Origin of the sequence: Parasutterella muris (assembly GCF_009767915.1) — a bacterium.
Taxonomy (GTDB): Bacteria; Pseudomonadota; Gammaproteobacteria; order Burkholderiales; family Burkholderiaceae_F; genus Parasutterella; species Parasutterella muris.
Window position 1 is genome coordinate 60,812 of the sequence record NZ_WSRP01000013.1, and the last position, 7,589, is coordinate 68,400.

At 51.4% G+C, this 7,589-nt stretch carries 9 protein-coding genes and 1 pseudogene; 5 read left to right on the top strand and 5 right to left on the bottom strand.

Features of this window, described 5'->3' with window-relative positions:
• Positions 1 to 3 precede the first annotated feature (3 nt).
• The 3 genes from E5987_RS05465 to E5987_RS05475 all read right to left on the bottom strand — a co-directional run bounded on the left by E5987_RS05465 (position 4) and on the right by E5987_RS05475 (position 3,296).
• Positions 4 to 897, bottom strand: a complete 894-nt coding sequence (locus tag E5987_RS05465) for a phosphoribosylaminoimidazolesuccinocarboxamide synthase (protein WP_160335089.1) — start codon at positions 895 to 897, stop codon at positions 4 to 6.
• Positions 898 to 1,258: 361 nt separating this feature from the next.
• Positions 1,259 to 2,254, bottom strand: coding sequence for a LysR family transcriptional regulator (locus E5987_RS05470; protein ID WP_160335090.1), 996 nt, complete (start codon positions 2,252 to 2,254; stop codon positions 1,259 to 1,261).
• Between the two features lie 91 nt (positions 2,255 to 2,345).
• Complete coding sequence (locus tag E5987_RS05475; protein ID WP_160335091.1) at positions 2,346 to 3,296, bottom strand: hypothetical protein; 951 nt, start codon at positions 3,294 to 3,296, stop codon at positions 2,346 to 2,348.
• A gap of 151 nt (positions 3,297 to 3,447) precedes the next feature.
• Between E5987_RS05475 and E5987_RS05480 the strand changes: the two genes are divergently transcribed.
• Positions 3,448 to 3,870 (top strand): hypothetical protein, encoded by a 423-nt coding sequence (locus tag E5987_RS05480; RefSeq protein WP_160335092.1) that lies wholly within the window; start codon positions 3,448 to 3,450, stop codon positions 3,868 to 3,870.
• On the opposite strand, the gene thiE is transcribed toward E5987_RS05480, so the two are convergent.
• Together thiE and thiM are read right to left on the bottom strand one after the other, a co-directional pair.
• Positions 3,867 to 4,508, bottom strand: coding sequence for a thiamine phosphate synthase (gene thiE / locus E5987_RS05485; protein WP_160335093.1), 642 nt, complete (start codon positions 4,506 to 4,508; stop codon positions 3,867 to 3,869). The two genes, E5987_RS05480 and thiE, sit on opposite strands and share 4 nt — an antisense overlap.
• Complete coding sequence (thiM, locus tag E5987_RS05490) at positions 4,509 to 5,303, bottom strand: hydroxyethylthiazole kinase (RefSeq protein ID WP_160335094.1); 795 nt, start codon at positions 5,301 to 5,303, stop codon at positions 4,509 to 4,511.
• Positions 5,304 to 5,400: 97 nt separating this feature from the next.
• Between thiM and E5987_RS05495 the strand changes: the two genes are divergently transcribed.
• The 4 genes and pseudogenes from E5987_RS05495 to E5987_RS12925 all read left to right on the top strand — a co-directional run.
• Positions 5,401 to 5,883: an EVE domain-containing protein gene (locus E5987_RS05495; RefSeq protein WP_160335095.1), complete on the top strand. Its 483-nt coding sequence runs from the start codon at positions 5,401 to 5,403 to the stop codon at positions 5,881 to 5,883.
• Between the two features lie 176 nt (positions 5,884 to 6,059).
• Positions 6,060 to 6,851, top strand: a complete 792-nt coding sequence (locus E5987_RS05500; RefSeq protein WP_202074555.1) for a sulfite exporter TauE/SafE family protein — start codon at positions 6,060 to 6,062, stop codon at positions 6,849 to 6,851.
• Between the two features lie 167 nt (positions 6,852 to 7,018).
• Entirely contained in the window at positions 7,019 to 7,291 is a 273-nt protein-coding gene (locus tag E5987_RS05505) for an AEC family transporter (protein WP_160335097.1), read from the top strand.
• A gap of 26 nt (positions 7,292 to 7,317) precedes the next feature.
• Positions 7,318 to 7,589, top strand: a pseudogene (locus E5987_RS12925) (hypothetical protein); the annotation flags it as partial.

Below are 7,589 nucleotides of genomic sequence, written 5' to 3' on the forward strand. Positions count from 1 at the left end.
GACTTAGTCTTCAACACCGTGGCCGGCGAGACGAATCAGCGCCTCTTCGTATTTTTCGCTGGTCTTCTTCAGAACATCGGCGGGAATTTCAGGCGCGGGCGCTTTCTTATTCCAGGGCTGTGTTTCCAGCCAGTCGCGGATGAACTGCTTGTCAAAGCTCGGTTCGGACTGACCGACCTTGTATTCGTCGGCAGGCCAGAAGCGGGAAGAGTCCGGTGTGAGGATTTCGTCCATCAGCACAACCGTGCCGTCTTCGTCCAGACCGAATTCAAACTTGGTGTCGGCGATGATGATGCCTTTTGTGGCCGCATAGTCAGCCGCTTTCTTGTAGAGCGCGAGTGTGTAGTCGCGAATCTGAGAAGCGATCTTTTCGCCGTAGAGCTCAACGACTTTTTCGTAAGAGATGTTCTCGTCGTGCTGACCGGCTTCGGCTTTACCGGCCGGTGTGAAGATCGGTTCGGGAAGTTTTTCGCTCTGCTTCAGGCCGGCGGGAAGTTTTACGCCGCAGACGGAACCTGTCTGCTGATATTCTTTCCAGCCGCTTCCGGAAAGATAGCCGCGGGCAACGCATTCAACCAAAATCGGTTTCAGACGTTTGGCGACAACGGCGCGTCCTTTAACCTGATCGACTTCGTCGGCTTCGACGACGTCTTCAGGCTTGATGCCGGTGAGATGATTCGGAACGATACCGTCAAGCTGCTTGAACCAGAAGTCAGTCAGCGCAGTAAGAATTTTGCCTTTTTTCGGGATCGGATCGCCGAGAATAACGTCAAAGGCGGAAATACGATCGGAAGCGATAATCAGAAGTTTATCGTCGCCGACAGCATAGCTGTCGCGAACTTTGCCGCGGTAGACGAGAGGAAGTGACTTAATGGAAGTCTTGACAATTTCAGCCATTTTTTCTCCTGTGACCCGCCGTTTCCAGCTGAAGAGCGGGCGTTTGTATGGATTTGAAGCAAAGAAATTAACCAGCACCATTTTAATTCGAGCGGCCGCGTGTTTTAGTCCTCGGGCATAGAAAATGACCGTCCGAACAAGAAAAAAAAGGTGCCGACTTCAAAGGAGAAAGAAGTCGGCCGCTGACAAAGGAGGGTTCAATACGGCTTAGAGCCGTCCGTATTGAGTGGTCGAGGTGAATCACCCGGTTGTCAAAAATCGGAACAGTAAGCGAATAAACCTTGCTATTCCCTTCAAACTGAGTTCAGTTTATTTAAGTAAAACAAAACTTTTGGTTAGATTAAATATGAAAATTTGTTTGTTATAGGCCCTGATGCTCAACATTAATATTGAGCGTAACGCCCGGAAGCACTTCATTAATTTTTGGCGCGAGTACCGCTGCGACTTGGTTCTTGATGAGTTTGGCAAGGCGAGAGGCTTCCGCATCAAACTCCTTGCTGATCCACATCAGATATACCGCTCTGAAAAAAATTGGTTCCGGAGACGCAATGATATCCAGGCTGTCACTGAAATTCTGATTTTCCATAATGACGGTCGGACGCGCCATGCCCCAGCCGAGACCGTCGGCAACCATTGTTGTGAGCAGCATATTGCAGTCGACCGCGATATCCGGAATGAGAGAAATACCTCTGCTTCGCAAAAACATTTCATTGACCTGACCCGCGCCGCACTCGTTCCAATAGCCGATATAAGGCAGCGGCAGATGCTTCAGATCTTTCCAATCCTGAATCCGGACTCTGTGTTTGGAGAGATAGCCTTTCGGAAAAATCAGAAGCGTCGGTTCTTCAAAAATTCTTTTGCGGCTGATCGCTTTGGTGTTGGTGTAGAGGTTATTGGTCAGAATCAAATCCGCGGTGCGGTTCTGAAGCCTCGGAATCAGAACGTTCGCGCTGCCGGAAGTGATCGCGATATCGCCGTGGTCCTTTCTTAATTCCCTTGCAAGACTGACGCCGAGCGTAACCGAAAGACTCTCAAGCATGCCGAGCCGAAGCGAGGGCAGGTTTTCTCTGCGGATTCTGAGCTCCTCAAAGAATTCATTTAAATCACTCGTAATGTCTCTCAGCTTGTTATAAAGAAGCGCGGCTTCCGGCGTCGGCTGAAGCGGCTTCGTTCGGGTAAAGAGCTTGACGCCGACCTGCTCCTCAAAAGCTTTAATCGACTTGGAGACTGCCGGCTGAGAGATGTGCAGAACTTCTGCCACGCGGGAGAAATTTTTAAGGTCATAACAGAGCATGAACACCGAAGCTCGCTGATTGAGCGGAGGGCGTGAGACGTTAAGCGAATTGAGACCGGCCATGTCGCAGCTCCTGACAAAAGTAATATCGAAATTTTACCTTGCAAAATGAAACAGCCCGAACGAGTCGGGCTGTTTTGCAGGAAAATTTTGTTTAATTGGCGGGTTTAACAAATACGTTTTTCGCAACGGCGTTAAAGAAGTCGCTTTGAGCTGCAAGCGCTTCATTGAGCTGCTGCGTGCTCTGTCCGTCCGATCTCAGAACCTCTCCGCAGAGCAGCATCGCCTTTCCGTCCATCGGAATCGCGTAGTAATACACGGCGTTGTCTTTGTCATTTACCGCCGGATAGGTGACGCGCACAATCTGAGTGTCGGGAAGTTTTTCTGTCACGGCGTCAGCTCTGTTTTTCTGAAGTCCTGCGACCAGGCTGTCGACCGTTGATCCGGTCGGGGTTGTAATGAGCGCGACGACATACTTGCCGCTGCCCGATTCGCTTCTGAAGCTCATGAATTCATTCTGTCCGAGAGAAAGATCCTGAGACAGGTTCCAAGAAAGCGGGAGCGTCAGTTCCACAGGCTGCTCAAAGCCCTGGACCTGAACCGGGAAGAGACGCTTGTAGCCCTGATTCCATTCGTCCATCGGGTTCGGATAACGGATGGTCAGGATATAAGGCACGAGCGGATCAACCACTTTGTCTTCGACGCCGTTCTTGAAGTCGGCAAGCCAGCTTTCCGCTTTGTCCATGCGTTCTTTGGAGAACGTATCGTTCATCCATTTCTGGATAGCTTCTTTGCCTTCGCTGCCTTTCTGCATGCTTTCCTGCCAGCCCTGACTGAACTTCTCTTTAATAGAGGGCCACTGATCTTTCAGCTGTGTGGTGTAGTTCTGAGCTTCATCAGCGTATTCCGAGCTCTTTTCTCCGATTTTTTTGACGGAGTCGGAGAGTTTGTCAAACCAGCCGGAGACAGTTTGGCCGGCGCTGTGTGCGGCTTCGCTTGCCTGAGACGCAGCCGGAGCAGATGTTTCAGGGGTTTGCGCGTGTGCGGCAGAAAGAAGGGATGCGGCAGCGATGAGGGCTGCGACAGCGGCGATATTTTTCTTCATAATGGTATTTCCTTTCATACACCGATAGTGAGGCCATCATAGTCGACCGTATCATCGGACAGGTATGATCATTGCCCTAATAAGGCACTTGGAAAAGTTTTGAAATATTTTCTGCGTGCCTGAAAAACTTTCAGACACGAACGGAACAAACATGAAAATTCGCTGGCAGCTTTGGTTTTTAGTATCTTTTCTGGTTTGCGGCACCTGGTGCATCTGGGACACGATGACCGCGTACTCAAAGGGAGAGGCGCTTGCGGAAGCCAACTGGAAATACATTCAGACGACTGAGACCAAGACGCTGAAAGACTATTGCGCGAAATACCAAATTACGGGTGACGCAAAAACACCACAGGCGATTCGCGCTGAGGTGTTCGATCCGCAGAAGAATCCTCTGATCTGTTCGCCGACTTTAGAAGAAGCTCGTTCGGCCTACGGTCTCTTTGTTCAGACCGCCGCCAGAAAAAGCAGCATGCGCATGACGTTTATGTTCATGGGCGCTTGGCTGGTCATTCTTCTGGCAGCCTTTGGTCTGCAGACGTGGCTGAACCGCAGAGCCGCCAAAGGAAGCCGTTAACTTCTTTTGGCTAAGTCCGCTTCCTGCAGAATTGCGGCGGCGGCCGCTTCCGGGTCATCTGCGCCGCAGATCGCGGAAACGACGGCAACGCCGTCAGCGCCCGCTTCAACGCATTTAAACGCGTTTGAGCGATTGATGCCGCCGATCGCAACGCACGGCTTTTCTGTCATGGCGCAAAGTTCTTTCAGCCCCTCAATCCCGACTGCTGCGCCTGCGTCTTTCTTGGTTTGAGTCGCGTATACCGGGCCGATGCCGAAGTAATCGGCCTCAGGGTCGGCTTCCCGCATTTCTTCTCCGCTTCCGATCGAAAGGCCGATGACGGCTTTATTGCCAAGGAGTGCTCTCGCATCTGTCGGACTGATATCGTCCTGTCCGACATGCAGTCCGTCAGCCTTGGAAAGCAGCGCGACGTCGATATGATCGTTAATGATGAGCGGAATGCCTTCGGGCTCCAGAAGCGCTTTTAATTTACGGGCGGCTTCCAGTACTTTTTTCTTTTTCCACTCGGGCGCTCTCAGCTGCACGATGGTGCAGCCGCCGTCAATCGCTTTGCGTGTCGTTTCCACCATGCCGTCGGGTGTCATGCAGAGATTGGCGTCGAGTACCAGATAGAGTGACAGATCAAATTTTTTCTTCATTTAAAAGTCCCCCGGCTGCAGAAGCCAAAGCGCGTCCAGATATTCGCAGTGGAATGAACCGGGTCCCTTGGCTCGGGCGGCGGCTAATTCGCCCGCTCGGTTGACGTAATCGCAGCAGGCGATGCAGGTCTCGACACTTGCGCCGTTAGCGCCGATAAATCCGGCGAGCAGGGAGGAGAGCGAGCAGCCGGTTCCCACAACCAGTGTGATCATCGGATTTCCGCCTCGGGCTGCCAATACGCGTTCGCCGTCGGTGGCGTAATCGGTTTCTCCGGTGACGACAACCAGAGTTTTATATTTTTTAGCAAGGGTTTTAGCCGCCTCAACAGCCTGCTCGGAAGAGTCCAGCGAATCGACGCCTTTTCCTCCGGTGCCGACGCCCGCAAGAAAACGGATTTCGGAGGCGTTGCCGCGCACTGCGGCGGGTCCGAGTTCCAGAAGTTCAAAGATGATTTTGTCCCGCCACGGCATGCCGCCCGCCGCGACCGGGTCAAGAACCCAGGGTCTGCCTGCTTCTGAAGCGGCACGCGCGGCTTTTTTCATAATGGCGACACGGTTTTCGTACGGTGTTCCGACATTGACGGAAACCGCATTCGCGATCGAAGCGAACTGTTCGGTTTCTCCTTCGCCGACGACCATAGCGGGCGACGCACCTGCGGCAAGCAGAACGTTTGCGGTAATCTCCTGAACAACCTCATTGGTAATGCAGTGCACCAGCGGGCGGATTGAGCGGAAGGTCTCTAATTTCTTCGCGGTATTTTTGGGATCCGCGGTAAGGATTGATGAATCGGTCATCCGGTTGTTCCTTTCAAAAATGTTGGCCCGCAGTGCGTACACAACAGATTTTTCCGCTGTGTTATAACAGGCGCTTCAAATAGTTAGGAAGGTAATTATGGCAGGTTTTGATACGTATGCTTGGCTGATGAAATCGGAACCCTCGGAAGTTTCCGTCGACGATGTACTCGCCATGGAAGGCTCAAAAGTCGGCTGGTTCGGCGTACGCAACTACCAGGCAAGAAACTTTATGCGTGACAAGTGCAAGATTGATGATCCGGTACTGTTCTACCACTCTTCGTGCAAGGAGCCTGGGATCGTCGGCATCGGGCGCATTGCTTCAAAACCTTATCCCGATCCGACGCAGTTTGACGATCATGACGAGTATTACGACCCGAAGGCGACACCGGAGAAGCCGCGCTGGGTTCAGGTCGATGTTCAGGTGCTGAAGAAGGTAAAACTTGTTACGCTTGCTGACCTTCGCGCAATACCGGAGTGTGCTGATATGGCAGTGCTTCGCAAAGGCAATCGTCTTTCGATTACACCGGTCACCGAGGCACAGTGGAACGCGATTCAAAAAATTCTCATTGACGAAGCTTAAAGTCGGAAGAAGATTCCCTGCGTTTAGCGCTGAATTAAGTCAGTAATTGCACTGAGGTTCCCGGATTTCATTCGTGCGATTTTGTTTGGCTGCATGATTCAGCGCTATATTTTTCGAATTCTTATACTTATCAAACCACCAAGAGGACTGAATTGGACTTAATAACTATCGGCCTGATGGCTCTTCTCGGATGCTTTACAGGTTTTATGGCGGGACTGCTTGGCATTGGCGGCGGTCTTATTATCACGCCGTTCCTGATTATGCTCATCCCAACCAGCGTTATTCCTCAGACGCACATCGTGCATGTCGCGATCGCGACATCATTGGCGACGATCGCCTTTACTTCTCTTTCTTCAGTGAGAGCGCACCATAAGAGAGGCGCGGTTCTCTGGAAAGTCGTCGCGGCAGTTGCACCCGGCATTCTGGTAGGTGCAATGGTCGGTGCGCAAATTGCCGGTTTCCTGTCTACCTTCTGGATTTCTCTTTTGTTCTCCGTATTCGTCGGCTTCTCAGCATTCAAGATGTTTATGAACAAGCCTCCGAAGGCCGATCGAGAACTTCCGGGCTCTGCCGGTAAGTTCGGCATGGGCACCATCATCGGTGTGCTTTCTGCCTTAGTCGGCGCGGGCGGCGGATTCATTTCCGTTCCATGGATGGTTTGGTGCAACGTCAAAATGCACAATGCTGTGGCGACAAGCGCGGCATTAGGCTTCCCGATCGCGTTCTTCGGAACCATGGGCTATATCGTCAGCGGCTGGAACGTGGAGAATCTCCCGGGCTGGCCGATTACGCTCGGCTACATCTGTATCCCGGCGCTTTTCTCTGTCGCGGTCACCAGCGTATTGTTTGCGCCGCTCGGAGCAAAAGTGGCTCATTCAATTGATACAAAACCGCTCAAAAAGATCTTTGCATGCCTGCTCTGCGTGCTGTGCATGTACATGCTGCGCCAGGCCTACCTTGCAATGTAGTTCTGTGTTTTGATTGATTTATCTCAGAATGGAGCTCCCAAAATAATTGCGGGAGCTCCAATAATATTCAGATTGTCATAACTAAAAAAGGTCGGAAAAACCGCCTCATCTTCTTCGAATCCGATGACTTCCGAGCTGCCGATCCCCGTTCGGAGTATGGAGGAAAGATGTTTTTACAAAACTTTTTAGTGGCGCTCCTGCTCTTTTGCATCATTGGTTTGGGCTACCTCTTCGCCCGCTTTAAATTTGTCTCTGTTGATATCGGCAATGCTCTGTCAAAGTTTTCCTTTACCGTCACGATCCCGATTCTGCTGTTTCGCCTGATGAGCGATCTTCCGAATCTGCCTTCGTCGAACTGGCTTATCGGCGTAGCTTTCTTCGGTTCCTGTTTTATTGTTTTTGCGATTGGCTTTTTTATTGGAAAAACTTCCTGCACCTGAGCCGAGACGGCCAGACGCTTTTTGGAATGGCAGGCGTTTTCTCCAACAACATTCAGCTCGGGGTGCCGATCGCTATTTCGCTGCTTGGCAAAGGAAGTCTTCCTTCCATTGCCGTGATCTTTTCTTTGAACGGCTTTCTTATGTGGACGCTTGCGACAATTGCCATTGAACTCGGCCGCAACGGCTATCAAATCCGTGATTATCAACTGACAATCACGGGCGGGAAAGATATCGATTTTTCTCCCATTCATGTAGTTTGCTGTAAACATCAGGAGTTCAATGCCAAAGCAGAGGAAGC